This window comes from Mesorhizobium hawassense, from assembly GCF_003289945.1.
In the GTDB taxonomy this organism is placed as follows: Bacteria; Pseudomonadota; Alphaproteobacteria; order Rhizobiales; family Rhizobiaceae; genus Mesorhizobium; species Mesorhizobium hawassense.
Window position 1 is genome coordinate 460,381 of the sequence record NZ_QMBP01000002.1, and the last position, 26,433, is coordinate 486,813.

Genomic DNA, 26,433 nt, shown 5'->3' on the forward strand with positions numbered 1-26,433 from the left:
CGGAAGGCTACGGCGAAGTCGCAGCCTACCGCTCACACTTTTCCTGGATTTGCTCTAGTCACGCCGCCGAGCTGTCCTGCTCCCCGGCGTTCGGGTCGCCTGGCGCCGTCGCCCAGGCGAGTTCGACCAGCGTCACGGTGCGCCTGCCGGTGCCGTCGACCTGGCAGACGATGAGGCCCTGCTCCTCGATATAGTCGAGCAGCCGCCGCGCGCGGCGCAGCGAATGCGATCCGTAGGCACGCGCGATCGCCGCGTCGCTCGGACAGGGCCAGCCTTCCTTGGCCGCCCGGGCGATCATCATGAACACGCCCTGCATGTCCTCCGGCAGCAGCGAGGCGCGTACGGAGACGTCGCGCCACGCATCGTCCTCGGCCATGTCCGAACCGACGCCGGCGCGCGCCCGCGTCAGCATGCGGCGGAATTCCGAAAGATCGGGCACGACCGAAGCCAGACCCTCGATGCGGCAGCGAACCACGAACTCCTGATAGAGCACGCCGATGACACGGAACCCGGCATCCGGCTCGGCCAGGATGGCGCGCAGGATGCGGTCCATGCGCTCGCGCCGCTCGGCCAGATCCTCGGCACTGGGCTGCGGCTCCGCCGGCTCGGGTCGGATATCCAACGGCGCGGCCTTGGCCGCCATCAACTGATCGAGAAGGTCCGGCGAAGGCCGGCGTTGCGGCCTGACCGTCTCCGGCGGCGGCGCCGCCAGGATGATCGAACGCGCATCCTCCAGCGTCGCCTCCGGCAGCGGCATCAGCCGCGGCGTGCCGTTGCGCGGACTGGTTTCGGTCTGGCCGATGCGCACGCCGAGCGGACGGCGCGACAGCGCCGGACCGAGCGCCATGAAATGCCCGCGCTCCAGGTCGCGAAACGCCTCGGCCTGCCGCCGTTCCATACCGAGCAGGTCTGCGGCGCGCGCCATATCGATGTCGAGGAAGGTGCGGCCCATCAGGAAGTTGGAGGCTTCCGCCGCGACGTTCTTGGCGAGCTTCGCCAGCCGCTGCGTGGCGATGATGCCGGCAAGCCCGCGCTTGCGGCCGCGGCACATCAGGTTGGTCATGGCGCCGAGCGAGAGTTTTCGCGCTTCGTCGGAAACCTCGCCGGCGGCGGCGGGCGCGAAGAGTTGCGCTTCGTCCACCACCACCAGCATCGGATACCAATGGTCGCGCGCGACCTCGAACAACCCGCCGAGGAAAGCCGCGGCGCGCCGCATCTGGTTCTCGGCGTCGAGCCCCTCGAGATTGAGCACCGTCGAGACGCGGTGGATGCGCGCCCGCTCGCCCGCCGCCTGCAGGCCGCGCTCGGTATGCTCCTCGGCGTCGATCACCAGGTGTCCGAAGCGTTCGCCGAGCGATACGAAGTCGCCTTCGGGGTCGATGATGGTCTGCTGCACCCAGGGCGCGCTCTGTTCGAGCAGCCGGCGCAGCAGATGCGACTTGCCGGAGCCCGAATTGCCCTGCACCAGCAGGCGGGTCGCAAGCAGTTCCTCAAGGTCGAGGGCCGCCGCCGCGCCTGCCGTGGTCTGGCCCATCTCGATTGCAACGGTCATGTCTCGACTCGGATCGTCTCCCTGCGCGCGACGGGCTTACCAACCCGAGCGCGGCGCGTCGAGCATGGCCTGCCACCGGCCAGGCAATGTTCCACATCTAAGGGCGGGCGTCGGCCCGTCCCTAGGCGAGCGTCAGCTCGTCCCTATGGGCGAGTGGCGGGAGCCTGTCGCCAGCGTAACTGGTCCGACCACCATTTCGCTGGCGCCGGCCGGCCATTGGCGTATCATCGTGGCGGGACAGGGTTCATGGCAGGAGGAGGCCGATGGACGTCGCTGCCGAAGTGCCCGTCGCCGAGTTGACGGTGCAAGACCTTGTTGCGTCTGCCCTTTCGAAATTTCGCGCCGGCGACACCGTCTCGACGCGCGCCATGCTCGACGCCGTTCGTCGTTCCGATCCGGCCTGCGATGACAGCGACGACCATCTCGTCGAAGTGATCGTCATGGCGGCAATTGGTAAGACCATGGGCGTTGTCTTCGACCATCGCTCACCGGACGAGCGTCTGCCGCTTCCTCAAGGTATTTCCCTGCGGGCCTAGAAAGTCACCGAGTTCTGGGTCGGGCGAGCCGCCATACGCAGGCCGGCCTCACCTGAATATCGGCAGATCTAGCTGCCCGATGGATGCGGCATATAACCGACGAAACCGGCGATCTTCCAGCGTCCGCCGACCTTGCGGCAGAAGTAGAGCGTCTGCCATTTGAGCCGGTCGACGCTGCCGTCGGCCTTGGCGATCGAGCCGTCGAACTTCTTGTGCAGCACCGCGCGGTCGCCGTCGACGTCGATATCGCGCATGTTGGTGACGCGGAAAATCGCCTCGCGCAGCGGCTCGGCGAATTTCGTCGCGGCTGTCTCCTTGGCCTGGCGCAGCCATTCGTCGCGGTAGATGTCCACCCTGGGAAATTGCAGCCGCCAGCCATCGGCATTGGGCAGGAAATGCGCATGCATACCGAAAAAACTCTCGGCGATGAAATCGTCCTCGACCATCGACCAGTCCTGTCCGAGGAAGGCATCGATGTCGCGCCGCACCAGCATTTCCCACAGCGCGTGGCGATCGGCATCGCCTTCCGGGAAAGGATTCTCGTCGAAGGTCATGTTGGTTCTCTCCTGGATGGGATGCCGACGGTCGAGCGCCGCGCACCATGCTGAGCTTCCTGTAACAAAGCAACATCAATTCTGAAATTCTGTTGCTTTCCAACAAGCCTCTATGAGGATTGCGCCGGGAGGCGTAGAGGGGCACGAGAAGCCCCGACCGCAAAGCGGTAATCCTCGATTTCCGAACAGGAGGCCTTTCTTGCCCAAGCAGTGTTTTGGAACTTCGCATGTCCCGCTGTCGCCAGCAGTGCGCGCCGGCGATTTCGTCTATGTCTCCGGCCAGGTGCCGGTGGGCAGCGACGGGCTTGTCGTAAAGGGCGGCATCGCAGACCAGGCCGAGCAGGTGCTGCAGAACATCAAGGCAGCACTTGCGCTCGCCGGCTGCACCATGGACGATGTGGTCAAGACCACCGTCTGGCTGGAGGACGCCCGCGACTTCGGCACGTTCAACGCTGTCTACGCCAAGCATTTTCCAAAAGATCCGCCGGCGCGCACCACGGTCGAGTCGCGCCTGATGATCGACATCAAGATCGAGATCGAAGCCGTCGCCTACCGGCCGGTCTGATCGCCCGGCGCAATCCCAGGAAAAGTGTATGGCGGTTTTCCGTTCGGAATTGCGTAAAACAAACAGGCAATTCCAGGAAAAGTGCTTAGCGGTATTCCGTCCGGAATTGCGTGAAACAAACAACAGGGAGGCACCGATGCAGTTCGATCTTTTGATCAAGGGCGGGCGCGTCATCGATCCCGCATCGGGCCTGGACGCGCAGTGCGACATTGCCGTCGCCGACGGCCGCGTCGCCGCGATGGACGCGGCCATCGACGCCGAAGCCGCGGCTGAAGTCGTCGACGCCAGGGACTGCATCGTCACGCCCGGCCTTGTCGACCTGCACAGCCACGTCTATTGGGGCGGCACCTCGCTCGGCGTCGATGCCGACCGGCTCGCCGCCAAGAGCGGCACCACCACCTTCATCGACGCCGGCAGTGCCGGTGCCGGCAATTTCCTTGGCTTCCGCAGGCACGTGATCGAGCGCTCGAAAGTCCGCATCCTCGCTTACGTCAACATCTCCTTTGCCGGCATATTCGGCTTCGCGAACACAGTGTCGGTCGGCGAGTGCAGCGATCTCAGGCTTTGCGAGCCGCGCGAGGCGGTTGCCGCTGTGCGTGAGCACGCCGATGTCGTCGTCGGCGTCAAGGTGCGCTCGGGCAAGCATGCCGGCGGCACTAGCGGCATCGCCCCGGTCGACCTCGCGCTCGAAGCCGCCGACAAGGCGGGCTTGCCGCTGATGGCGCATATCGACGAGCCGCCGCCCGGCCGCTCGGAGGTGCTGCCGAGGCTGCGCCGCGGCGACATCCTCACCCATTGCTTTCGTCCGTTTCCCAACGCGCCGGTCTTCGCCTCCGGCGCGGTGCGGCCGGACATGCGGCTGGCGCGCGAGCGCGGCGTCATTTTCGACATCGGCCACGGCATGGGCTCCTTCGACTTCGAGGTCGCGAAAGCGATGCTCGCCGAGGGTCTTGCACCCGACGTCATCTCGAGCGACGTGCATCTCTACTGCGTCGACGGCCCCGCCTTCGACATCCTGGTCTGCATGTCGAAGCTGATGGCGCTCGGCATGCCGCTGGTCGAGGTGCTGCGCGCCGCGACGGCGAATCCCGCGCGGGCGATTGCCCGGCCCGAGCTCGGTACGCTGAAGGTCGGCGGCATCGGCGACGTCGCGGTGCTGCGACAGCAGCCGGGCCGCTTCACCTTCGTCGATGCTGTTGGGGCATCCTTGGTTTCGGATCGGCGGCTGGTGTCCAACGGCATCGTCATCGCCGGCAAATGGTGGTCGAACGACGCGCCCGACCACAACGAGACCGAGCGCTTCGAGCAGCATGCGCATCACACGCATGTGGATGTGGCGGCCAGGCATCTTGGGCGGTGATTGGCGGCGTCACCGCCTCGCGTTGCTCGGCTCGCCATAGACCGGCGTCGCTATTCCCTCCATCCGCGCCTTGAGCTGCAGCGCCACATATTTCGAATAGAAGCGCGACAGCGCCAGGTTGCCGCCGTGGAACCACAGCGCCTCCTGCGCCGTCGGCTTCCACATGTTGCGCAACTCGCCCTGCCAGGGTCCGGGATCGCCCTTCACGCCGGAGCCGAGGCCCCAGCACGGGCCGACCTTGGTGGCCACCTCGCGCGAGACGATCCCCGCCACGGTCTCATTCATCGACTGGTAGCCGGTGCAGCAGACGATCGCGTCGACGGCCAGATCGCTGCCGTCATCGAACAGGATGCCGCTCGGCGTCAGCGACTTGATGCCGACGCCGCTCTTGACCTTGATTTCGCCGCTCAGGATCAGCTCGCAGGCGCCGACGTCGATGTAGAAGCCGGAACCCGTGCGGTAGGCCTTCATCAACAGTCCGGTCTCGTCCTCGCCGAAATCAAGGGCGAAACCGGTATCGGCGAGACGCCGGTAGAAATCCGCGTCGCGCGCCCTGATCACGTCGTAGAGCGCGCGCTGGCCCTTCGGCACCAGCGCGAACGGCGTCGAGGCGACGATCATGTCGGCCTTGTCGGTGGTGATGCCGCGCGCCAGCGCCTTTTCCGAGAATATCTCGAAGCCGACATCCATCAGCGTGTCGGACTTCACCACGGTCGTCGGCGAGCGCTGCACCATGGTGACCTTGGCGCTCGCTTCCCAGAGATCGACGCTGACATCGTGCCCGGAACTTGCCGCGCCGATCACCGCGACGCGCCTGCCGCGGAATTTCTCGCCGGTGGCATACTGGCTGGAATGCAGAAGCTCGCCCTTGAAGCTGTCGGCGCCTGGCAATTCGATCTGCCGTGGCGGCCCATAGGCGCCGGTGGCGAAGACGACGTGCTTCGGCTTCAGCGTGATGCGCTGGCCGACGCGGTCGACCACGACGGTCCAGACCTTTTCGACCTCGTCATAGGCGGCGCTGATGCATTTGGTGGCGACCCAATAGTTCAGCTCCATGACGCGGGTATACATTTCCAGCCAGTCGCCCATCTTGTCCTTGGGCGTGAAGACCGGCCAGTTTTCCGGGAACGGAACATAGGGCAGATGGTCGTACCAGACCGGGTCGTGCAGCACGAGCGAGCGGTACCGGTTGCGCCAGGAATCGCCGGCGCGCGCATTCTTCTCGATGACCAGCGTCGGAACGCCGAGTTGCCGCAGCCGGGCGCCCAGCATGATGCCGCCCTGCCCGCCGCCGATCACCAGGCAGTAGGGCTGCTCGTGCATGCCGAGATCGCGCGCCTCGCGCGCCCTTTTCTCCGCCCACGTCTCGCGCTTGGGGTCTGCCTTGTGGCGGATGCCGAGCGGGCGGGCCGGGCCCTTCTGCTCTTCGAAACCCTTGAGTTCGCTCATCGCTGTGAAAAGCGTGTAGCAGCGGCCGTCCTTGAGCCGCAGGATGCCCTCGCCCCGCGCAACTGCCGTCTCGAAGCTGAACCAGGCCTCGATGATGCCATCGTCGACGCTTGGCTCCCCGGACAGCCGCCAATGCGACGGCTGCGCCAGAGACAACGTCGCCTTCAGCATCTCGCGGATCGCGGCCTGCCCCTCCATGGTCTTGATGTTCCAGGTGAAGGTCAAAAGATCGCGCCAGTAGCAATCCTCGGCGAACAGGCCGGTCGCCGCCTCGATGTCGCCAACCTCCAGCGCCTGGCCGAAAGCGCCGAGCCAGGTTGCCGCCTGTTGCGATGATGCGATGTCGAGCATTTTTGTCTTTCTCTCCGAATATGACGAATGACATGACCACCTTTCTAGGCCTTGCCGAAAACTCGCCTTGAGGCAGTCGAGATTCAGGTCAGGCCGGGCCGAAAATGGTGACTTCCGAGAACCGGAGCGGAGCGTACTTAACGTACGTGAGCACCGGAAGCGCAGGAAGCCGCCATTTGCAGGCCGGCCTCACCTGAATATCGGCTGCCTCAATCCCCGAGCGGCTCCATCTCCTTGCCGGTCCGATGGATCTGGGCGTTGTACTTGATACGGCGCACGGTCTCGCGCGCCGGGCCGTCAATCCTGTAGGCGGTCGCCACCGCGAGCAGATCGATGGCCGCAAGGAATGCGTAGCGCGATGCGGTCGGCTTCAGCGTGTCGGGATATTCGGGCACGGCAACCGTCAGCCGCACGTCGCAGGCCCGCGCGAGCTCCGTGTCGGGCGCGGTCACGCAGATCGCGTTGGCGCGGTAGTGCTTGGCGAGCTCGACCGCCTCGATTACTTCGCGCGTGCGGCCCGTGGCCGAGATCGCGATGACCAGGTCTCCGGGCTTGAGCGTCGAGGCCGTCATGCGCATCAGGTAGGGATCGCATTGCGAGCTGATGGTGATGCCGTAGCGGAACAGGCGATACTGCGTCTCCTGCGCCAGCGACGACGAGCTGCCGCCGAGGCCGAACACCGTGACCTGCCGCGCCTTGGCGATCAACTCCGCCGCCTTCTGCAACTGCCCCGGATCGATCTGCCGCTCCGCCTCCTGCAGCGCCCGCCGCGCTTCGCCGAACACCGCGTTCCAGAACGGCATGCCGCTGTCGCTGCCGGCAGGCTGCGGCTTGGTCGCGAGGTAGAGCCCGCCGACGACCAGGCTCTGCGCCAGCTTCAGCTTGAAGTCGCGCACGCCGTCGCAGCCGATGGCGCGGCAGAAGCGGGTGACGGTAGGCTCGCTGACCCCGGCCCGCTGGGCAAGCGCGGCGTTGGAGGCATCGACCGCATATTTGACGTCGTCGAGCACGACGTCGGCGACGCGGCGCTCGGCCGGACGCAACTCCGCATAGCTGTCCTTCACCTGCGAAATGATGTCGGGAATGCGCCTGACAGAGTCATGCCGATCGCCGTCGTCGTCCGTCGTTCGCAGCACCCGGCTGTCAGCTTCGGTCATTGGCCAGTCCTCCCAGCCCGCTTCGGGAGCCATCATCTTCGCGATTATCCGCCCGCTGACCATAGGCAATCAACCGGCACGAGTATGTAGGAAAGTAACAGACATCGCAAGCGGGCAGAAAACAACATGAAATCATGGCTTTAGATAAGGTGTCTGTCTAGCTGAATCGCTTCCGTGGTTCGCCGTTTTTGGGGCAGCGAAGTAGGATAGTTACAGGCCGATTTTGCGGAGTTACAGGAGGGCGAATCCCGTCCGTTTGCGTATGACTTGTTCGCCGGGCCTGACCCAGCGAAGGCGGTGAATTGGCCGACAAGGCGATCCCATCAGAGGGAGGCGCTTCCGGCGTCAAAACCCCTATAGAATTCCTATATCTTTCCCATCCGCCCCGTCTCGAACCTTTATGGCGATCGGGTCCATATTTCTCCCGAAAACGCTTTGCCCGCCGTCACCACCAAGATGACGCGCGCCCGCGTGCAGTTTTAAACCCGCTAGGGCGGGCCGCAGACACAAGTGGAAATAAGGAATAGCTCCTATGGACATCATTGTTCTCGGGATCGAAGTTTTATTCTTCGTCCTGTCTCTCGCTTACATCAAAGTCTGCGACAGAATCTGAGCGGAAGGATCGGACCATGCTTCTCGATTATTTTCTCGGCGGCGCGGTGACTCTGTTCCTGCTGGTCTACCTGACCTACGCCCTCATTCGCCCAGAACGTTTCTGATCGCATCTGGCACTCGGCACGGAAAGCTTATTCCCATGACTCTCATCGGATGGATGCAGATCCTTCTCTACTGCGCGATCGTCCTTCTACTGGTGAAGCCGCTAGGCGGCTACATGTACCGCGTTTTCAGCGGCGATCGCACCTTCCTCTCGCCGATCCTTGGCCCCGTCGAGCGGGTGCTCTACCGCATATCCGGAACCAGTGAGAACGAGGAGCAGCACTGGACCGCATACGCGGCCGGCATCATCTTCTTCAGCCTGGTCTCCTTCCTCGCGGTCTATGTCCTGCAACGTCTGCAGGGCGTTCTGCCCTCCAATCCGGCCGGGATGCCGGCGGTGGAACAAGGACTTGCCTTCAACACCGCCGTCTCTTTCGTCACCAACACCAATTGGCAGAATTACGGTGGCGAGAGCACGATGTCCTATCTCGTGCAGATGGCCGCGCTCACCGTGCAGAATTTCATGTCGGCCGCGGTCGGCATCGCCATCGCGGTGGCGCTGATCCGTGGGTTCGCAAGGGCTTCCGGCAAGTCGATCGGCAATTTCTGGGTCGATATCACCCGCTGCACGCTCTACGTGCTCCTGCCGATGTGCATCGTGCTGACGCTGGTCTATGTCTGGCTCGGCATGCCGCAGACGCTTGGGCCCTATGTCGATGCCACCACGCTCGAGGGCGCCAAGCAGACCCTGGCGCTCGGACCCGTCGCCTCGCAGGTCGCCATCAAGATGCTCGGCACCAATGGCGGCGGCTTCTTCAACGCCAACGCCGCGCACCCGTTCGAAAATCCCGACGCGATCTCCAACCTGATCCAGATGGTGACGATCTTCGCCCTCGGCGCCGCGCTCACCAACGTCTTCGGCCGCATGGTCGGCAATCAGCGCCAGGGCTGGGCGATACTCGCCTCGATGGGCGTGCTGTTCGTCGCCGGCGTCGCAATCTGCTACTGGGCCGAGGCCGCCGGCAACCCGCTGGTGCATGCGCTGGGCATCGACGGCGGCAACATGGAAGGCAAGGAGACACGCTTCGGCATCGCCGCCTCGGCGCTGTTCGCGGTCATCACCACGGCCGCCTCCTGCGGCGCCGTCAACGCCATGCATGACAGTTTCACGGCGCTTGGCGGCCTGATCCCGCTCATCAACATGCAGCTTGGCGAGGTTATCGTCGGCGGCGTCGGCGCCGGCTTCTACGGCATCTTGATGTTCATCGTCATCGCCGTCTTCGTTGCCGGCCTGATGGTCGGCCGCACGCCGGAATATCTCGGCAAGAAGATCGAAGCCAAGGAAGTCAAGATGGCGATGCTCGCCATCCTCGCTTTGCCGCTGGTCATGCTGGTCTTCACCGCCATCGCCGTCGTGCTGCCGAGCGCCGTGGCCTCGATGGCCAATGGCGGTCCGCACGGCTTCTCCGAGGTTCTCTATGCCTATACGTCGGCGGCCGCGAACAACGGCTCGGCCTTCGGCGGCCTCTCTGGCAACACGCCCTGGTACAACCTGACGCTCGGTGTCACCATGTGGGTGGGTCGCTTCTTCGTCATAATCCCGGCACTTGCCATCGCCGGCTCGCTGGCGGCCAAGAAGACGGTTCCGGCTTCCGCCGGCACCTTCCCGACCGACAGCCCGCTGTTCGTCGGCCTGCTCGTCGGCGTCATCCTGATCGTCGTCGGCCTCACCTTCTTCCCCGCCTTGGCGATCGGCCCGATCGTCGAACATCTGGCGATGATCCATGGCCAAACCTTCTGAGATGACCATGCCCCGCCTCAACGACATCCATCGGAACGATCCTCACCAGCCTGGTGGCGGAGCGCCCGACAACGGAAGGGACGAGAAGCCTCGTCCTTTCCCCACCCTTTCAACATTCCTTGGCATGGCAGCCGTGCTGCTCGTGCTCTGGCTGCTGGCCACCGGCCTTCCGCATCTGCTGCCGAAGACCGAGCACCCGGCGCCGTCCAACATCACCGATACTGGAGCCTCAAAATGAGCCAGTCCAAATCCGCGAGCATTGTGGATGCCCGCATCCTGGTGCCCGCAATCGGCGGCGCCTTCCGCAAGCTCGACCCTCGCACGCTCATCAAGAACCCGGTGATGTTCGTCGTCGCCGTGGTGTCGCTGCTGACCAGCGTTCTTTTCATCCGTGATCTCGTAACGGGCGGCGGCGATCTCGGCTTCACCTTGCAGATCATCATCTGGCTGTGGTTCACCGTGCTGTTCGCCAATTTCGCCGAGGCCGTCGCCGAAGGCCGCGGCAAGGCGCAGGCCGACTCGCTGCGCAAGGCGCGCACCGAGACCCAGGCCAAGCTGCTCAACGGCGAGGACCGCACCAAGTTCAAGCTGGTGCCCGGCACCAGCCTGAAGGTCGGCGACATCGTGCTGGTCGAAGCCGGCGACATCATCCCGTCGGACGGCGAGGTGGTCGAGGGCGTGGCCTCGGTCAACGAGGCGGCGATCACCGGCGAGTCCGCGCCGGTCATCCGCGAATCCGGTGGCGACCGCTCGGCCGTCACCGGCGGCACCCAGGTGCTGTCCGACTGGATCCGCGTGCGCATCTCCGCCGCATCCGGCCACACCTTCCTCGACCGCATGATCTCGCTGGTCGAAGGCGCCGAACGCCAGAAGACCCCCAACGAGATCGCGCTCAACATCCTGCTCGTCGGCATGACGCTGATCTTCGTGCTGGCGACCGCGACCATCCCGAGCTTCGCCGCCTATTCGGGCGGCTATATCCCGGTGACGATCCTGGTCGCTTTGTTCGTCACGCTGATCCCGACGACGATCGGCGCCTTGCTGTCGGCCATCGGCATCGCCGGCATGGACCGCCTGGTGCGCTTCAACGTGCTTGCCATGTCGGGCCGCGCCGTCGAGGCCGCCGGCGACGTCGACACGCTGCTCCTCGACAAGACCGGCACGATCACGCTCGGCAACCGCCAGGCGACAGAGTTCCGGCCGGTCAAGGGCGTCAACGAGCAGGAGCTGGCCGACGCCGCGCAGCTTGCCTCGCTCGCCGACGAGACGCCGGAGGGACGTTCGATCGTCGTGCTGGCCAAGGAAAAATACGGCATCCGCGCCCGCGACATGGCAACGCTGCACGCGACCTTCGTGCCCTTTACGGCGCAGACCCGCATGAGCGGCGTCGACATCGACGGCTCCTCGGTGCGCAAGGGCGCGGTCGACGCGGTGCTGGCCCATGTCAACCAGGCGACGGTGGCGGCCCACGGCACGCGGCCGACGAGCGACACGAACCGCGATCTGCAGGCCATTGCCGATGAGATCGCCAAGGCCGGCGGCACGCCGCTCGCCGTCGAGCGTAACGGGCGCCTGCTCGGCGTCGTCCACCTCAAGGACATCGTCAAGGGCGGCATAGCCGAGCGTTTCGCCGAGCTGCGCAAGATGGGTATCCGCACCGTGATGATAACCGGCGACAACCCGCTGACCGCGGCAGCGATCGCGGCGGAGGCCGGCGTCGACGACTTCCTCGCCCAGGCGACACCTGAGAACAAGCTGTCGCTGATCCGCGAGGAGCAGGCCAAGGGCAAGCTGGTCGCCATGTGCGGCGACGGCACCAACGACGCGCCGGCGCTCGCCCAGGCCGATGTCGGCGTGGCCATGAACACCGGCACGGTCGCCGCGCGCGAAGCCGGCAACATGGTCGACCTCGACAGCGATCCGACCAAGCTGATCGAGATCGTCGAGATCGGCAAGGCGCTGTTGATGACGCGCGGCTCGCTGACGACCTTCTCGATCGCCAACGACGTGGCCAAATACTTCGCCATCATCCCGGCGATGTTCGCGGTCTTCTACGTCGCGCCCGGACAGAAGAACGGACCGCTGGAAGCGCTCAACATCATGCATCTGGCAACGCCGCAGAGCGCCATCCTGTCGGCCATCATCTTCAACGCGCTGATCATCATCGCGCTGATCCCGCTGTCGCTGAAGGGCGTCAAATACCGCGCCATAGGCGCCGGCGCCCTGCTCAGCCGCAATCTTCTCATCTACGGCCTTGGCGGCATCATCGTGCCGTTCGTCGGCATCAAGGCGATCGACATGATCGTCACCGCCCTTGGCCTCGCATAAGGACAGCTCCGATGCTCAAGCAACTCAGACCCGCGATCGTTATGATCCTCTTCTTCACGGTGCTGACCGGCCTGGTCTATCCGATCGGCATGACGGGCATCGCCCAGGCGCTGTTTCCGAAACAGGCCAATGGCAGCCTGATCACCAGGGACGGCAAGGTCATCGGCTCCGAGCTGATCGGCCAGGCCTTTGCCGGCGACCGTTACTTCCACGGCCGCCCTTCGGCCGCCGGCGACGGCTATAATGCCACCGCCTCAAGCGGTTCCAACCTTGGCCCGACCAATCCGAAGCTCATCGAGCGCATCAAGGGCGACGCCGAGAAGCTGAAGGCGGAGAACCCGAACGCGCCGGTGCCGATGGGCCTGTTGACCACGTCCGGCAGCGGCCTCGACCCCGACGTCAGCCCCGAGGACGCCTACTTCCAGGTGCCGCGGGTGGCCAAGGCCCGCAACATCGACGAAGCCAAGGTGAAGTCGCTGGTCGACAACCATGTCGAAGGCCGCGAGCTCGGCGTCCTTGGCGAGCCGGTGGTCAATGTGCTGGCGCTCAACCTTGCCCTCGACGACTTGAAATAATCCCAGCCGCGCGCCGGGGATCGACACGATCCCCGGCGCAATTATGATTGGACCTGATGCCCGAAGACCGTAGCAACGATTCCAGGCCCTCTCCCGACGCGCTGCTCGAGCATGCGGAGCGGGAAGGCCGTGGTCGTCTGCGCATCTTCCTCGGCGCCGCCCCGGGTGTCGGCAAGACTTACGAGATGCTGATGGCGGGCCGCGCGCGGCTGGCCGACGGGATGGATGTCGTCATCGGCATCGTCGAGACGCACGGCCGCAAGGAAACCCAGGCCCTGGTCGACGGCTATGAGGTGATTCCCCGTCGCCTCGTCGACTACCGCGGCCAGACGCTCGACGAGATGGACATCGACGCCATCCTGAAGCGGCGCCCGGCCTTGGTCCTGGTCGACGAGCTCGCCCACACCAACGCGCCCGGCAGCCGGCATCCCAAACGCTATCTCGACGTGCAGGAGATCCTTGCGCAAGGCATCGACGTCTACAGCACCCTCAACATCCAGCATGTCGAAAGCCTGAACGACGTCGTCGCGCAGATCACCCGCGTCAGGGTGCGCGAGACGGTTCCCGATTCCATCATCGACGAGGCCGACGACATCGAGATCATCGACCTCACCCCTGACGACCTGATCAAACGCCTGCAGGACGGCAAGGTCTATTTCCCCAACACCGCCCAGCGCGCCATCGAGAACTATTTTTCGCCGGGCAATCTGACGGCGCTGCGCGAGCTGGCGCTGCGCCGCACCGCCCAGCGTGTCGACGAGCAGCTGCTCAACCACATGCAGTCGCATGCCATTCCCGGGCCGTGGGCGGCGGGCGAGCGCGTGCTCGTCTGCGTCGACTCGCAGCCTGGAGGCGCGGCCCGCATCCGCTATGCGCGCCGGCTCGCCGACCGGCTGCGCGCGCCCTGGACGGCGCTGCATGTCGACACGCCACGCCTTGCCGGCCTCTCGGAAGAGGACAAGGACCGGCTGGCGGCGAACCTGCGACTTGCCGAGCAGCTCGGCGCCGAGATCACCACCATTCCGGGCCAGAACGTCGCCCAGGACATCGTGCGCCATGCGACGGCGAACAATTTCACCCATATCGTCATCGGCAGGCCGACCCGCTCGCGCTGGCGCGAGCTGATCGAGGGCTCGCTCACCTATGATCTGATCCGCAATGCCGGCGACATCAGCGTCCATGTCATTTCGGGAACGGAGCGCGACACCGACGCGCCGGCGCGCCGGGTCAAAACGGCGGAGGCGCCGAAGCCGTTCCAGGTCGGGCCCTATCTGTTCTCGACGGCCTATGTCGCCGGCGCGCTGGCCGTCAGCACGATCCTCGATCAATTCCTCGATTTCCGCAATCTCGCCAGCGTCCTGCTTCTGGCGGTGTTGAGTTCGGCGGCGACCTTCGGGCTCTGGCCGGCGCTCTATGCCTGCTTCGTGAGTGCGCTTGCCTTCAACTTCTTCTTCCTCGAGCCGCGCTATACGCTGACGATCAGGGATCCCGAAAGCATTGTTGCCTTCCTGGTCTTTCTCGTGGTCGCCATCATCGCCAGCAATCTGACGGCGCGCGTGCAGCGTCAGGCCGTCGCCGCGCGCTCGCGAGCGCGCGCAACCGAGGACATCTATTCTTTCTCCAAGAAGCTCGCCGGTGCCGGCACGCTCGACGACGTGCTGTGGGCCACCGCCTTCCAGATCGCCTCGATGCTGAAAGTCCGCGTCGTGCTGCTTCTGCCGGAAGCCGGCACCATCACCGTCAAGGCCGGCTACCCGCCGGACGACACCCTGGCCGAGGCCGATATCGCGGCCGCGCGCTGGGCCTGGGAGCACAACCGGGCGGCTGGGCGCGGCGCCGACACCTTGCCCGGCGCGAAACGTCTCTATTTGCCCTTGCGCACCGGACGGACCGCGATCGGCGTCGTCGGCCTCGACAACGACAAGCAGGGTCCGCTGCTGACGCCCGAGCAGCAGCGCCTGCTCGATGCCTTGGCCGATCAGGCCGCCGTCGCCATCGAACGCGTCCAACTCGTCGCCGATGTCGACCGCGCCCGCCTGGCGGCCGAAGCCGACCGGCTGCGCTCGGCGCTGCTCACCTCGATCTCGCATGACCTCAAGACGCCGCTTGCCGCGATCATGGGCGCGGCCGGCACGCTGAAGGAATTCGCGCCGGCGCTGCCGGAGAAGGATCGCGCCGAGCTTCTTTCGACGGTCGTCAGCGAGTCGGAGCGGCTGAACCGCTTCATCGCCAACCTGCTCGACATGACCAGGATCGAGTCGGGCGCGATGGAGCCGAATTACGCGCTGCATTATGTCGGCGATGTCGTCGGCTCGGCGCTGAACCGGGCGCAGAAGATCACCGCCGAGCACAAGATAGAGACCGACATTCCGGCTGAGCTGCCGATGCTGCGGCTCGACCCTGTGCTGTTCGAGCAGGCGCTGTTCAACCTCCTCGACAACGCCGCCAAATATGCCGCGCCCGGCTCGGCCATCCGGTTGCAGGCCTGGGTCGACAACGGCGCCGTCATCCTGCAGGTGATGGACGAAGGGCCGGGCATTCCGCCCGATGACCTGGAGCGGATATTCGACACCTTCTACCGCGTGCGCAAGCGCGACCAGGTGCGCGCCGGCACGGGTCTCGGCCTGTCGATCAGCCGCGGCTTCATCGAGGCGATGGGCGGCACGATCGCGGCCGCCAACCGCACCGACCGGGTCGGCGCGATCTTCACCATCCGCATGCCGGTGCCGGCCGACTTGCCTGCGCTCGGCGCACCCCTTACGGACGATGCGGCATGACCAACCAGACCGTCTCCATCCTGGTCGTCGACGACGAACCGCCGATCCGCAAATTGCTGCGCGTCGGCCTCGGCAGCCAGGGCTATACGGTCTCCGAGGCGCCGAATGCCAAGGTGGCGATCGACCTCATGCAGACCGAGCGGCCCGACCTGATCCTTCTCGATCTCGGCCTGCCCGGCATGACCGGCCTCGAGCTGCTCGGCAAGTGGCGCGGCGACGGCCTCGACATCCCGGTCGTGATCCTGTCCAGCCGCACCGACGAGGCCGGCATCGTTTCGGCGCTCGAGCTCGGCGCCGACGACTATGTGACAAAGCCCTTCGGCATGAACGAGCTCGTCGCCCGCATCCGCGTGGCGCTGCGCCATAAATTCCAGCAGCAGGGCGAGAAGCCGGTGTTCCATACCGGCGACCTCTCCGTCGATCTTGTGAAGCGCATCGTCAAGGTCGAGGGCAAGGAAGTGAAACTGTCGCCCAAGGAATACGATATCCTGCGCATGCTCGTGCAGTACGCCGGCAAGGTGCTGACCCATCAGTTCCTGATGAAGCATATCTGGAACGACTCGACCGACGTCCAGTACCTCAGGGTCTACGTGCGCCAACTGCGACAGAAGATCGAGAAGACCCCGGACCAGCCGCGCTACATCATCACCGAGACCGGCGTGGGGTACCGTCTGCGCGAGGTCGACGGAAACGAATAGGGCGACCGGCGTCCGCCGATCGCCCTGCTCCGGATACCTTTTTTCGCCGGTCAGTTCGCCGACAGATCCGCCGTCCTGGCCAGCGCGCTGCCGAAGCCGTTGAGCGAGATGGTGAAGGAGATCGGCTGCGTCGTGTCCGCCGCGATGGCGTTGATCTTCAGTGTGGTGCCGTTCTGCAGAAGCGGCGTGGTATCGGCATCGAACGCCACCGGCACCAGGCAACCGACCGCCTGGCAGGTGTTGAACTGCAACGTGCCATCCAGCTTCTTGTCGTCGATCTCGAGCGAGATGCCGTTGGCCAGGGCAAGCCCGAAGGGCAGCGCCAGCGTGCCGGCGGCATCCTGGCCGGTCTTGGTCGTCAGTTCGATCGCCAGCAGCCGCTGGCCGCTCTGCTTGTTGAACTGCTGATGCGACAGGCTGCAAATCTTGTTGTTGCCGGTGACCTGGCAGTTGACGGTCCAGTCGCCATGCGTTTCCGACAGCGCCGAGGCGCCGCCCGGCAGTTGCGGCTTGGCCGCCGCGTCGGCCGCCTGAGCGACAGGAGCAGCCACCTTGTCGCCCTTGTTCTGCGCGGCAACTCCGGCCGCCGGCACAACGGCGATGCAACCGGCCGCCAGCATCGCCGCGGTCAACTTGTACCTTCTTTTCATCTAATCCCTCTTCACCAGCCGGCCAGTCACGCGGACAGGGCGGGCCGCGCGATAGAGCCGCCAAACACTCGCCGCCGTCAAGTGCGATGCTGACGCAAGGGCCAGATTTTATTTGGCATGACAATCGGTCAACTAGCGCCTTGGGAAGCGGTGGACGATGGCACATCCGGGCAAACGCCCTATATTATGACGAGGTTCGGTTTTTCATGCGGGAAGGAAGCGATGTCGCACCTTCACTTGTCGGCGGTTTTGATCAAGGGGGCTATGGTGACCGCCGCCCTTTGGGGGACAGCGTCCTATGCCTCGGCGCAGGTCGTCATCCCGACGAACCGCAACGCATTGGTGGAGCAGAACCAGCTGCAGCAGTTGCGGAACAGCTTGCAGCGGCAGCAATACCAGCAGCAGCAGCAATTGTATCGCGAGCTCGACCGGCAGGCGTCGCCAAAACCCCAGCCGAATGTGCCTGTCTATGACCAGACGTGTCGGATGGAAGCGGTCGGCAACACGATTTCTCGGGTTTGCCGCTGACATTTTGGTTTTTTCGGTTTATTAGCCGACTTACTTGCTGGCAAAATGCCGGATTGCAAGGGCGGTGGTTTTAGAGCAATTCCAGGAAAAGTGTGACACGGTTTTCCGTCAGGAATTGCGTCAAGACAGAAAGATAGAGCGGTTCGCCGTTTCCACGAAACGGTGAGACGCTCTAGGGTTTGCAGGGACAGGGTTTTTGCCCGTGCGTCACGGCGTGCGGCAGGGATGCTGCTCTCACCGGAATTTGGGATGGCAACAACCAAGAAGAAAGCAGTTCGCAGGGCCAAGAAAGGGCAACGGATCCGCCAGGTGGCGGCCATTCCGTTTCGGTTGCGCGAGGATGGCGGCCTCGAAGTGTTGCTGGTCACCTCCCGCACGACGCGGCGCTTCATCGTGCCCAAGGGCTGGCCGATGAAGGGCAAGAGCGGGCGTAAGGCGGCAACGATCGAAGCCCAGGAAGAGGCGGGCGTTCTCGGCAAGGCGCTGAAGCAGCCTGCCGGCGGCTATTCCTATTGGAAACGCATGACCAACGGTTTCATCCGCGTGGACGTGGCGGTCTATCTGCTCGAGGTCACCGAGGAGCTTGCCGACTGGCGGGAAGCCGCGAACCGGCAGCGTGCATGGCTGCCGGCGGCGGACGCCGCCTTGCTCATCGACGAGCCGGAGCTTTCGACGCTGCTAAGGGATTTGACCATTCCTGCGGCTCCCCCAGCATAGATAGCCACTCTATTCAGTGTCGTTCGGGAAAGGCCGTACCGGCTTGCCGGTATAAGCCCACAGCCATTCCCTGGGCAGCGGCCCTTTGTTGCGGTCGCTTTCCTGCGACTGCTCCCATGCGTGCGCCAGGATGCCTACCGACCGCGATAGCACGAACAGGCCGCGCGTCAACGCCGGGGGAAAACCGAGCTCGCCATAGATGACGGCCGTAGCGCCGTCGATGTTGAGCGGGATCATCTTGCCCTTGCGCGCCGCGACCTCCGCCTCGATCGCACCGGCAATATCGGCAAACCGCCCGCCGACCACGCCGCGCGCGGCGAATTCCCGCGTCAGCTCGACCAGGCGCGGGGCGCGCGGATCGACCGGATGGAAGCGATGCCCAAGCCCCGGCACATAGCCTTTCTCCTCGGCGAAGAAACGATCGAGCCGCGTCTTCACTGCTTCCACGAGGGATATGCCGCCATCTATCGCAGCGGCGATATCGCCATAGAAGGAAAGCGCCTGCTCGCCGGCGCCGCCATGTACGTCGCCCAGCACGTTGATGGCGGATGCCATCGCGTTGTTGATGCCGACGCCGCAGGTGGCGGCCATGCGCGCGATCGCTATCGACGGCGCCTGCGGACCGTGGTCGACGGCCGCGCCCAGCGCAATGCCGAGCAGCGCCGCCTGCTCCTCGCTCGGCAATTCGCCGCGCAGCATCAGCCAGATCATCGCCGGAAAGCTGACGCGGCCGATCAGGTCCCGGATCTCATAGCCGCGCAGTCGGATGACGCCCGGCCGCATCTCGATGATGGACGTCTGCCACCATTCCTCCGCGCGCTCGCGGCCGGTCTTTTTGTCGCCGCTCATGCCCGCGCTCGCGGCTTGTCGCGGCCGGGCAAGGCAGCGAACACCTCGTCCATATGCTCGCCGAGGCGCGGTGGGGGCGCGGCGGGCATGGGCGCCACCCCGTCGACCATGAAGCCGCCGCGCACCACCGTCAGCGGCCGGTCCATGCCGGGAACGCCCTCGAATGCGGTCGCCATGCCGCGCTCCGTGACCTGAGGCTCCTCGAGCACCTGCGGGATCGTCAGCACCCGTCCCGCCGGCACGCCGGCCCGGTTGAGTTTCTCTTCCCAGATCGCCGCCGAAGTGCCGGCAAGCGCGTCCTCGACCAGCCCCTTCAGCGCCACCCGGTTCTGCTTGCGTGTCTCGCGCTCGGCAAAGCGTATGTCCGCCGCGAGCTCCGGCCGGCCGATCAGCCCGCAGAGGGTCACGAACTGCTCCTGCTTGTTGGCCGCGATGTTGAGCAGCCCTTCGCCGGTGCGGAAGGCGCCGGAGGGCGCCGCCGTCATGTTCTCATTGCCCATCGGCTTCGGCTCGACGCCGGCCGTCAGGTAATTCGACACCGGCCAGCCCAGCGCCGACAGCGTGCATTCGAGCATCGAGACGTCGAGGAAGGCGCCCTCGCCTTTTGTCTTCTGCTTGACCAGCGCCGCGGCAATGGCGAAAGCGCCGACCAGCCCGCCCAGCGTGTCGGCAACCGGATAGCCGACGCGCAGCGGCGCCGTTTCCGGCGTGCCGGTGATGCTCATGATCCCCGAGAGACCCTGGATGATCTGGTCATAGGCGGGATTGCCGCGCATCGGCCCGGTCTGGCCGAAGCCGGATATCGCGCAATAGACGAGGCTCGGCCGGATCTCCTTCAGCTTTTCATGGCCGAGACCGAGGCGTTCCATCACGCCAGGCCGGAAATTCTCGACCAGCGCGTCGGCCGTCGCGACGAGATCGAGGAACCGCTCACGGTCTTGCGGCTTCTTCAGGTCGAGCACGACCGATCGTTTGCCGGCGTTCTGCGCCAGGAACGATGCCCCCATGCCAGCCTGGTTGAGCTCCGGCGAGGCGCCGAGCTGGCGCGCGAGGTCGCCTCCCGGCGGCGCCTCGACCTTGATGACGTCGGCGCCGAGCAGCGCCAGCTGGTAGGCGCAGTAAGGGCCGGCCAGCACATTGGTCAGATCGAGGACGCGTATCCCGGAAAGCAGATCTGTCATGACAACTCAGGCATCGCCCGGCACATGCTCCGGCCCGCGCGTACGCTTATGCTCGATCCAGGCCCAGATATGCGGCCCGACGAGACCGACGAAGGCCAGCGTCAGAAGCGTCAGCGACAGTGGATGCCGGAAGAATACCGTCCAGTCGCCGTTCTCGATCGTCATCGCCCGGCGGAACTGCGTCTCGGCGAGCGGCCCGAGGATCATGCCGATGATCACCGGCGCGGTCGGGAAATCGAAGCGCCGCATCAGAAAGCCGGCCGCGCCCAGAAGATAGAGGATCGCGAGGTCGATCGGCGACTGCGAGATGCCATAGGTGCCGACGGTGGCGAACACCAGGATGCCGGCGTAGAGCTGCGGCGCCGGGATCTTCAAGAGCCGCACCCAAAGCCCGATCAGCGGCAGGTTGAGGACGACCAGGATGACGTTGGCGATGAACAGGCTGGCGATCAGCCCCCAAACGAGATTGGCCTGTGCCGTCAACAGCAGCGGACCAGGATTGATGCCGTAACTCTGGAAGGCCGACAGCATGATCGCGGCGGTCGCCGAGGTCGGCAGGCCGAGGGTGAGCATCGGCACCAGCACGCCGGCGGCCGAAGCGTTGTTGGCGGCTTCCGGTCCGGCGACGCCCTCAATGGCGCCCACGGTGCCGAACTCCTCCTTATGCTTCGAAAGCTTCTTCTCGATCGCGTAGGAAAGGAAGGTCGGGATCTCGGCGCCGCCGGCCGGCATCGCGCCGATCGGGAAGCCGATCGCGGCGCCCCTGAGCCAGGGCTTCCACGAGCGCGCCCATTCGGCCGCCGTCATGTAGAGCGAGCCTTTCAGCGGCACGATCTCGTCCTTGCCGGCATAGCGGCGCGAAGCCATGTACAGCGTCTCGCCGACCGCGAAGAGGCCGACCGCGACGATGATGACGTCGACACCGTCGAGCAGCTCGGCCGTGCCGAAGGTGAAGCGCGGCTGTCCAGTCTGCAGGTCGACGCCGATCATGCCGATGACGAAGCCGACGAACAGGCTGGTGAGCCCCCGCACCGACGACGAGCCGAGCACCGCCGAGACGGTGATGAAGGCCAGCACCATCAGCGAGAAATATTCCGCCGGCCCGAACTTCAGCGCATATTTGACCACCGTCGGCGCCAGGAAGGCGACGCCCATCGTGCCGAGCGTGCCGGCGACGAAGGAGCCGATCGCCGAGGTGGCGAGCGCGGCGCCGCCGCGCCCCGAACGCGCCATTCGGTTGCCTTCGAGCGCGGTGACGATCGTGGCGCTTTCGCCGGGCGTGTTGAGCAAGATCGACGTCGTCGAGCCGCCATACATGGCGCCGTAATAGATGCCGGCAAACAAAATGAACGAGGCTTCCGGCGCCACCTGGTATGTGATCGGCAAAAGCAGCGCGATGGTCAGCGCCGGGCCGAGGCCGGGCAGCACGCCGATGGCCGTTCCGAGCGTCGTGCCGACCAGACACCACAACAGGTTGGTCGGCGTGAAAGCGACCGCGAATCCATGCGCGAGATGGCTGAGCGTGTCCATCGTCTCAGCCCCTCCCCAACACGGCGCCGATCAGCGCGTTGAGCTGGTTCTCGATCAGGCCGGCGCCGATGTTGACGCCGAGCGCCTTGGCAAAGCCGAAATAGGCCGCAAGCGCCAGCACCAGGCCAAGCATTGCGTCGCGCAGCGGGTGCCGGCTGCCGAAGCCGAAGCACACCAGCACGAACATGATCACCGAGGCAGCGGTGAAGCCGAGCGGCTGGATGAGCGCGAGGTTGGCAACGAGGCCCGCCGCGACCAGACCCATCGCCTTCCAATCGGTCGGCGTTTCCTTTTCCTCCTGAGGCTGCCAGCCGCCGCGCAAAGCCGCGAGGACAAGCAGCAGCGAGAGCACGATCATCCCGGCCATGGTGATGTAGGGGAAGACCGTCGGGCCGACCTTGGAATAGAGCGGCGATACCGGGATCGCGAGCGTTTGCCAGGCTACGGCGCCGGCACAGGCGAGAAGCCCGACGCCGGTCAGCAGTTCGGGTAAGGCAAGACGCGGCGGTGACGCGTGCTGCTCGCTGGTGCTCATGATCTCCTCCCCGGATGGCCGGCTTGCGGTCGCCGGCATCGCCGCGGTTCATTTCCTGCTTGCATGCTGTCACGGAGGCGGAGCCGCCTCCGTGATCCGGTGGAAGCGGCCTCAGGCGAGGCCGAGATCCTTGAGAATGGCGCCGATGCGGGCCGTGTCCTCGGTGACGAACTTGGCGTAGTCGTCGCCGGCAAGCAGGATCGACGTCCAGTTGCGGTTCTTGCACTCGGTCGCCCAGGCGTCGCTCTTGGCCATGGTCTCGACCAGCTTGATCATCGCCGCCTTGTCGTCGTCGGATACGCCGGGCGGAGCGAAGACGCCGCGCCAGTTGAACAATTCGACATCGATGCCGGCCTCCTTCAGCGTCGGCGCGTCGATGCCGTCCTGACGCTTGTCGGCCGAGATGGCGAGCAGCCTCAGCGCGCCCGCCTTCACCTGTTCGGAGAACTCGCCATAGCCGGAGATGCCGGCCGCGACCTGGTTGCCGAGCAGCGCCGACAGCGCCTCACCGCCGCCGGCGAAGGGCACGTAGGAAAGGTTCGCCGCCGGCACGCCGGCCGTCTTGGCGATCAGGCCGAACAGGATGTGGTCGGAACCGCCGGCCGAACCGCCGGCGACCGGAACCTTGGTCGGATCCGCCTTAAGCGCGGCAACAAAATCGGCGGCCGTCTTGAACGGCGATTCCGCCGGCACCACCAGCGCCTCGAACTCACCGGTGAGGCGGGCGATCGGTGTCACCTCGGTGAGGTTGTTGGCCGCCTTGTTGGCGATGATGGCGCCGACCATGACCATGCCGGCCACCATCATCGAATTGCCCTTGCCCTTCCACTGATTGACGAATTGCGGCAGGCCGACCGTGCCGCCGGCGCCGCCGACATTGGTGATCTGCGAGCCCGAGATGAGCTTCTCGGAGCGCAGCACCTGGTCGATCGTGCGCGCCGTCTGGTCCCAGCCGCCGCCGGGCGCCGCCGGAACGAAAATCTGGATCTGCGGCGCATCCTGCGCCAGGGCGGGCGTGAAATGCAGCGCGGCGAAACCGGCGGCGCCGACCGCGGCCGTGCTCGTCAGGAATTTGCGTCTGTTCAGCATGGGGGATTCCTCCAAATCACGACACCTCCTCCAGGTGCCTGCCAAGACGAGGCCCGATCACGGGCCTTCACGTCGAGTTCAAGCAAATGTTATCGCGTTCTGTCAATAGGAATACCATTTTGCTAGACAGAACGATCTCTGCCAGACTAAATCCGCATGTCCGGATGGGCGACTGCGATGAAATCACCCTTGAAATGACCGACACACCTCCCAACTCGGCCCCGGCCGACGGCGTGGCAGCGCTCGACCGCGCCATCGCCATCCTCGATGCCTTCACCACGGCGGATCGCTCGCTCGGGCTCGCCGAAATCGCCGCCCGCACCGGCCTCTACAAGAGCACGATCCTGCGGCTCGCCAATTCGCTGATGCGCGGACAATTGCTGGAGCGCCTGGATGACGGGCGCTATCGCATCGGGCCTGCCACCTTCCGCCTCGGCGCACTCTATCAGCGCTCGGTCGTGGCGATGGATATCCTGCTGCCGATCATGCGCGACCTTTCCGAGCGGAGCTGGGAAAGCGTGGCTTTCTATGTCCGCTCCGGCGACCTGCGCACCTGCCTTTATCGCGTCGAATCCAAGCATCCGATCCGTTACACGATCCGCGAGGGCGACGTGCTTCCGCTGCTCGCGGGCTCAGGCGGCCGGGTGCTTGCCGCGTTCTCCGGTCAGGAAGGCGAGCCCTACGAGACGATCCGCAAGACCTACAATTACATCTCGATCGGTGACCGTGATCCGCAGACCGCCGGCATATCCGCACCCGTCTTCGGACCGGGGCGGACACTGCTCGGCGCGCTCACCCTCGCCGGCCCGAGCACACGCGTCGATGCGGCTTTCCTCAAGCGCATGAAACGCCCGCTGCTGGAAGCAGCCGCGCGCGCCACCCGCGCCTTCGGCGAGGATGCCTTCATGTTGGACGTGGCAGCCCTCAACGCGGACACCTCCAGCTAGGGTCAAACACATTCAAGCTTTCCGCTTGACTCACATATATCCCGGTGGTTATACGTCAATCAATAGCCAATGAGTTATCGATCTGAGATGCCGGCCACGCACGATATGCTGTTCAGGACGCTTGCCGATCCGACGCGGCGCGCCATTTTCGAACGTCTGTGCCGCCAGGGTGAGCAGACGGTCGGAGCCCTCACGGCCGAGGCCGGTGTCTCGCAGCCGGCGGTGTCGAAGCATCTTGGCGTGCTCAAGGAGGCTGGGCTGGTGCGCGACCGGCATGAAGGTCGTCAGACCCACTATAGCGCGCAGCTCAAGGCGCTCGCGCCGCTGATGGATTGGACGCGCGACATGGCGGGGTTTTGGGAAAGCCGGTTCGACGATCTGGAGGATCTGCTTAAAAGGATGGATCAATGAATGCAGTGCAGGCCGGAACGCGTTCCGTCGTCATCGAGCGCGAGATAGCTTTTCCGCCGGAAAAGATCTGGCGCGCACTTACCCAACCGCATCTCATCGAGGAGTGGCTGATGAAGAACGACTTCAAGCCGGTCGTGGACCATCGCTTCAACATGAGCGCCGAATGGGGAGGCGTCGACTGCCAGGTGCGGACGGTCGAGCCCAACAGGACCCTGTCCTACAGCTGGGACACAAAAGACCTCGAAAGCGTCGTCACCTGGACGCTCACGCCGACGAGCACGGGCACGCATCTGCGCATGGAACAGGTCGGCTTCCGCGCCGACCAGGAGCCGTACTATCGCGGCGCCACAGTGGGCTGGAAGCGCAACATCACGGCCCTGGAGCAGCTGCTTTCGCGGATCGATTGAGGTCCGCCAAAGCTTCAAACGACAGACATGGTCCTGGCGGCGTTGCAAGCCGCGGGCGTAAGCAATGGAGACACCGAAATGAAGATCAAGCTGACCAGCATCTATGTCGACGACCAGGAGAAGGCTCTCGGTTTCTACACCGACGTTCTGGGCTTCACCAAGAAGGCCGACTTCACCAACGGACCGTTCCGCTGGCTGACCGTTACCACGCCCGACGACCCCGACGGCACCGAACTGCAGCTGGCGCTCAACGACAATCCGGCCGCAAAAACCTATCAGCAGGCCATCTTCAAGCAGGGCCAGCCGGCGCTGATGCTGTTCACCGACGACATCAAGGCCGATCATGAGCGCATCAAGGCCAATGGCGGCAATTTCGCCATGGCGCCGACCGCGGTGACGGGCGCGACCATCGCGCAGCTCAACGACACCTGCGGCAACCTCATTCAGCTTTCGCAGCTGGCGCGCTGGTGACCCATCGATCTCGTCTTACAAGGGAGGCTAGAATGAACTTGAGCAAATGGATACGTCAGGCACACCGTTGGCTGTCGATGATCTTCACGCTGACCGTCATCGCCAACTTCGTCACCATGGCCTTCGGCCAGCCGCCTGCGTGGATCGTCTATTCGCCGCTCCCGCCGCTCTTCCTGCTGTTGTTCAGCGGGCTGTACATGTTCGTGTTGCCCTACACGGCAAGATCGCGCGGCCGTGTGGCGCAGGAACAGGCGGGATCGGCCTGATGGCGAAGGCGAAATCGACGCAGGCGCCTTTGAAAGCGGAGCCCGTCCTGCTTTCAGGCGGCAACCCGCGGATCGCCAAAGGCTATAGCGACGCCCCCGTCCAAGCCTATATCGCGGCGATGCCCGGCTGGAAGAGCGAGGTCGGGCGCCGTCTCGACCGGCTCATCGTGCGGGCCGTTCCCGATGTGCGGAAGGCCGTCAAATGGAACTCGCCATTCTACGGCACGGAAGGCGAAGGCTGGTTCCTCGGCATCCATTGCTTCGCCAAATACATCAAGGTGGCATTCTTCCGTGGGCTGTCGCTGAAGCCAGTGCCTCCCGTCGAGTCCAAGAGCAAGGACACGCGCTATGTCCACATCCATGAGGACGGCCGGCTCGACGAGGAGCAATTCGTCTCCTGGGTGAAACAGGCAAGCCAACTGCCCGGCGAACGGATGTAAGCGCACCGATGATCAAGCGCCGTCTCCCTGAAAGGGCCACGGTGGCAATCTC

General features: G+C 65.0%; 28 protein-coding genes. 18 read left to right on the forward strand and 10 right to left on the reverse strand.

Going from position 1 to position 26,433, the window contains the following annotated elements; all coding sequences use genetic code 11:
- Positions 1-58: 58 nt before the first annotated feature.
- A complete protein-coding gene (locus tag DPM33_RS06430) occupies positions 59-1,552 on the reverse strand; it encodes a helicase HerA domain-containing protein (RefSeq protein ID WP_112096550.1) in 1,494 nt (497 codons plus the stop codon).
- 263 nt (positions 1,553-1,815) lie between these two features.
- Here DPM33_RS06430 and DPM33_RS06435 point away from each other — a divergent pair, with 263 nt between their 5' ends.
- A complete protein-coding gene (locus tag DPM33_RS06435) occupies positions 1,816-2,088 on the forward strand; it encodes a hypothetical protein (RefSeq protein ID WP_112096551.1) in 273 nt (90 codons plus the stop codon).
- A 68-nt stretch (positions 2,089-2,156) separates the two neighbouring features.
- On the opposite strand, the gene DPM33_RS06440 is transcribed toward DPM33_RS06435, so the two are convergent.
- Positions 2,157-2,642 (reverse strand): hypothetical protein, encoded by a 486-nt coding sequence (locus tag DPM33_RS06440; protein WP_112096552.1) that lies wholly within the window; start codon positions 2,640-2,642, stop codon positions 2,157-2,159.
- Positions 2,643-2,841: 199 nt separating this feature from the next.
- Between DPM33_RS06440 and DPM33_RS06445 the strand changes: the two genes are divergently transcribed.
- Both DPM33_RS06445 and DPM33_RS06450 read left to right on the forward strand, forming a co-directional pair.
- Positions 2,842-3,207: a RidA family protein gene (locus DPM33_RS06445; protein WP_112096553.1), complete on the forward strand. Its 366-nt coding sequence runs from the start codon at positions 2,842-2,844 to the stop codon at positions 3,205-3,207.
- Positions 3,208-3,343: 136 nt separating this feature from the next.
- A complete protein-coding gene (locus DPM33_RS06450; RefSeq protein ID WP_112096554.1) occupies positions 3,344-4,567 on the forward strand; it encodes an amidohydrolase/deacetylase family metallohydrolase in 1,224 nt (407 codons plus the stop codon).
- Between the two features lie 9 nt (positions 4,568-4,576).
- On the opposite strand, the gene DPM33_RS06455 is transcribed toward DPM33_RS06450, so the two are convergent.
- Both DPM33_RS06455 and DPM33_RS06460 read right to left on the reverse strand, forming a co-directional pair.
- Entirely contained in the window at positions 4,577-6,367 is a 1,791-nt protein-coding gene (locus DPM33_RS06455; RefSeq protein ID WP_112096555.1) for an NAD(P)/FAD-dependent oxidoreductase, read from the reverse strand.
- 209 nt (positions 6,368-6,576) lie between these two features.
- Positions 6,577-7,524, reverse strand: coding sequence for a MurR/RpiR family transcriptional regulator (locus tag DPM33_RS06460; protein ID WP_112096556.1), 948 nt, complete (start codon positions 7,522-7,524; stop codon positions 6,577-6,579).
- Between the two features lie 629 nt (positions 7,525-8,153).
- Here DPM33_RS06460 and DPM33_RS06465 point away from each other — a divergent pair.
- The 7 genes from DPM33_RS06465 to DPM33_RS06495 are packed head-to-tail and all read left to right on the forward strand — an operon-like array spanning position 8,154 to position 16,360.
- Complete coding sequence (locus DPM33_RS06465) at positions 8,154-8,243, forward strand: K(+)-transporting ATPase subunit F (RefSeq protein WP_112096557.1); 90 nt, start codon at positions 8,154-8,156, stop codon at positions 8,241-8,243.
- Positions 8,244-8,278: 35 nt separating this feature from the next.
- Positions 8,279-9,982 carry a potassium-transporting ATPase subunit KdpA gene (gene kdpA, locus DPM33_RS06470; RefSeq protein WP_112096558.1) on the forward strand — a complete coding sequence of 568 codons (1,704 nt, stop codon included), beginning with the start codon at positions 8,279-8,281 and terminating at the stop codon, positions 9,980-9,982.
- Entirely contained in the window at positions 9,966-10,220 is a 255-nt protein-coding gene (locus DPM33_RS06475; RefSeq protein ID WP_245442022.1) for a hypothetical protein, read from the forward strand. The genes kdpA and DPM33_RS06475 overlap by 17 nt, the downstream gene beginning before the upstream one ends.
- Positions 10,217-12,310, forward strand: coding sequence for a potassium-transporting ATPase subunit KdpB (gene kdpB / locus DPM33_RS06480; protein WP_112096559.1), 2,094 nt, complete (start codon positions 10,217-10,219; stop codon positions 12,308-12,310). The genes DPM33_RS06475 and kdpB overlap by 4 nt, the downstream gene beginning before the upstream one ends.
- 11 nt (positions 12,311-12,321) lie before the next feature.
- The gene (kdpC, locus tag DPM33_RS06485; protein ID WP_112096560.1) at positions 12,322-12,885 is read left to right on the forward strand and encodes a potassium-transporting ATPase subunit KdpC; all 564 of its coding nucleotides are present in this window, start codon (positions 12,322-12,324) and stop codon (positions 12,883-12,885) included.
- Between the two features lie 56 nt (positions 12,886-12,941).
- Positions 12,942-15,662 carry a sensor histidine kinase gene (locus DPM33_RS06490; RefSeq protein ID WP_112096750.1) on the forward strand — a complete coding sequence of 907 codons (2,721 nt, stop codon included), beginning with the start codon at positions 12,942-12,944 and terminating at the stop codon, positions 15,660-15,662.
- On the forward strand, positions 15,659-16,360 hold the full coding sequence (locus DPM33_RS06495) for a response regulator transcription factor (protein WP_112096561.1): 702 nt from the start codon (positions 15,659-15,661) through the stop codon (positions 16,358-16,360). The genes DPM33_RS06490 and DPM33_RS06495 overlap by 4 nt, the downstream gene beginning before the upstream one ends.
- A gap of 50 nt (positions 16,361-16,410) precedes the next feature.
- Here the strand turns inward: DPM33_RS06495 and DPM33_RS06500 are convergent, their stop codons facing one another.
- Positions 16,411-17,010, reverse strand: coding sequence for an invasion associated locus B family protein (locus tag DPM33_RS06500; RefSeq protein ID WP_245442023.1), 600 nt, complete (start codon positions 17,008-17,010; stop codon positions 16,411-16,413).
- A gap of 150 nt (positions 17,011-17,160) precedes the next feature.
- On the opposite strand from DPM33_RS06500, the gene DPM33_RS06505 reads away from it, so the two are divergent.
- Together DPM33_RS06505 and DPM33_RS06515 are read left to right on the forward strand one after the other, a co-directional pair.
- Positions 17,161-17,538 carry a hypothetical protein gene (locus tag DPM33_RS06505; RefSeq protein WP_245442024.1) on the forward strand — a complete coding sequence of 126 codons (378 nt, stop codon included), beginning with the start codon at positions 17,161-17,163 and terminating at the stop codon, positions 17,536-17,538.
- A 249-nt stretch (positions 17,539-17,787) separates the two neighbouring features.
- Entirely contained in the window at positions 17,788-18,255 is a 468-nt protein-coding gene (locus DPM33_RS06515; protein ID WP_112096753.1) for an NUDIX hydrolase, read from the forward strand.
- A gap of 9 nt (positions 18,256-18,264) precedes the next feature.
- Here DPM33_RS06515 and DPM33_RS06520 read toward each other — a convergent pair whose 3' ends face one another.
- The 5 genes from DPM33_RS06520 to DPM33_RS06540 form a co-directional block, all read right to left on the reverse strand.
- Complete coding sequence (locus tag DPM33_RS06520) at positions 18,265-19,104, reverse strand: citryl-CoA lyase (protein ID WP_112096563.1); 840 nt, start codon at positions 19,102-19,104, stop codon at positions 18,265-18,267.
- The gene (locus DPM33_RS06525; RefSeq protein ID WP_112096564.1) at positions 19,101-20,285 is read right to left on the reverse strand and encodes a CaiB/BaiF CoA transferase family protein; all 1,185 of its coding nucleotides are present in this window, start codon (positions 20,283-20,285) and stop codon (positions 19,101-19,103) included. The genes DPM33_RS06520 and DPM33_RS06525 overlap by 4 nt, the downstream gene beginning before the upstream one ends.
- Before the next feature lie 6 nt (positions 20,286-20,291).
- A complete protein-coding gene (locus DPM33_RS06530) occupies positions 20,292-21,815 on the reverse strand; it encodes a tripartite tricarboxylate transporter permease (protein WP_112096565.1) in 1,524 nt (507 codons plus the stop codon).
- A 4-nt stretch (positions 21,816-21,819) separates the two neighbouring features.
- The gene (locus DPM33_RS06535; protein WP_112096754.1) at positions 21,820-22,350 is read right to left on the reverse strand and encodes a tripartite tricarboxylate transporter TctB family protein; all 531 of its coding nucleotides are present in this window, start codon (positions 22,348-22,350) and stop codon (positions 21,820-21,822) included.
- Positions 22,351-22,461: 111 nt separating this feature from the next.
- Positions 22,462-23,439 (reverse strand): Bug family tripartite tricarboxylate transporter substrate binding protein, encoded by a 978-nt coding sequence (locus tag DPM33_RS06540; protein ID WP_112096566.1) that lies wholly within the window; start codon positions 23,437-23,439, stop codon positions 22,462-22,464.
- A 194-nt stretch (positions 23,440-23,633) separates the two neighbouring features.
- Here DPM33_RS06540 and DPM33_RS06545 point away from each other — a divergent pair, with 194 nt between their 5' ends.
- The 6 genes from DPM33_RS06545 (at position 23,634) to DPM33_RS06570 (ending at position 26,381) form a co-directional block, all read left to right on the forward strand.
- On the forward strand, positions 23,634-24,386 hold the full coding sequence (locus DPM33_RS06545) for an IclR family transcriptional regulator (protein WP_112096755.1): 753 nt from the start codon (positions 23,634-23,636) through the stop codon (positions 24,384-24,386).
- Between the two features lie 87 nt (positions 24,387-24,473).
- On the forward strand, positions 24,474-24,797 hold the full coding sequence (locus tag DPM33_RS06550; protein WP_112096567.1) for an ArsR/SmtB family transcription factor: 324 nt from the start codon (positions 24,474-24,476) through the stop codon (positions 24,795-24,797).
- On the forward strand, positions 24,794-25,204 hold the full coding sequence (locus DPM33_RS06555) for an SRPBCC family protein (RefSeq protein WP_112096568.1): 411 nt from the start codon (positions 24,794-24,796) through the stop codon (positions 25,202-25,204). Before DPM33_RS06550 ends, DPM33_RS06555 begins: the two co-directional genes overlap by 4 nt.
- Before the next feature lie 78 nt (positions 25,205-25,282).
- Positions 25,283-25,675 (forward strand): VOC family protein, encoded by a 393-nt coding sequence (locus DPM33_RS06560; RefSeq protein ID WP_112096756.1) that lies wholly within the window; start codon positions 25,283-25,285, stop codon positions 25,673-25,675.
- Positions 25,676-25,707: 32 nt separating this feature from the next.
- Positions 25,708-25,941, forward strand: a complete 234-nt coding sequence (locus tag DPM33_RS06565) for a hypothetical protein (RefSeq protein ID WP_112096569.1) — start codon at positions 25,708-25,710, stop codon at positions 25,939-25,941.
- The gene (locus DPM33_RS06570; RefSeq protein WP_112096570.1) at positions 25,941-26,381 is read left to right on the forward strand and encodes a DUF1801 domain-containing protein; all 441 of its coding nucleotides are present in this window, start codon (positions 25,941-25,943) and stop codon (positions 26,379-26,381) included. The genes DPM33_RS06565 and DPM33_RS06570 overlap by 1 nt, the downstream gene beginning before the upstream one ends.
- Positions 26,382-26,433 lie beyond the last annotated feature (52 nt).